Source organism: Streptomyces sp. NRRL WC-3549 (assembly GCF_000721935.1).
Taxonomy (GTDB): Bacteria; Actinomycetota; Actinomycetes; order Streptomycetales; family Streptomycetaceae; genus Streptomyces.
The window spans coordinates 10161-10727 of sequence record NZ_KL585387.1 but is presented as its reverse complement, the minus strand read 5'-3'; the positions used below and the strand labels follow the sequence as shown (position 1 = coordinate 10727).

The following is a 567-nucleotide window of genomic DNA, read 5'->3' as shown; positions in this document are numbered from 1 at the left end:
GACGGGGACGAGCGGATGGCGACCCTGCGCGAGCAGGTCGGCGAGGACCGCAGGACGATCGTCCGGGTGGACCGCACGGAACTCTCCAAGAACATCGTGCGCGGGCTCCACGCCTACCGGGCGCTGCTGGAGGAGCGCCCCGAGTGGCGTGAGCGCGTGGTCCACGTGGCGTTCGCCTACCCCTCGCGGCAGGACCTCGCGGTGTACCGCGACTACACGGCGGAGGTCCAGCGGGTCGCCGAGGACGTCAACGCGACGTACGGGACCGCGGACTGGACCCCGGTCCTGCTCCACGTCGACGACGACTTCGCCCGCTCGCTGGCCGCGTACCGGCTGGCGGACGTGGCCCTGGTCAACCCCATCCGCGACGGCATGAACCTGGTCGCCAAGGAGGTCCCCGTCGTCTCCGACCACGGCTGCGCCCTGGTCCTGTCCCGGGAGGCGGGCGCCTACGAGGAGCTGGGCGAGGACGCGATCGTGGTCAACCCGTACGACGTGTCGGCCACGGCCGAGGCCCTGCACGAGGCGCTGACCATGGACGGTGACGAGCGCTCGGCCCGTACCGAG

At 72.1% G+C, this 567-nt stretch carries 1 protein-coding gene; it reads left to right on the top strand.

Features of this window, described 5'->3' with window-relative positions; all coding sequences use genetic code 11:
* On the top strand, positions 1-567 hold a 567-nt coding region (locus tag IH13_RS0105290; RefSeq protein ID WP_031081424.1), incomplete at both ends, for a trehalose-6-phosphate synthase.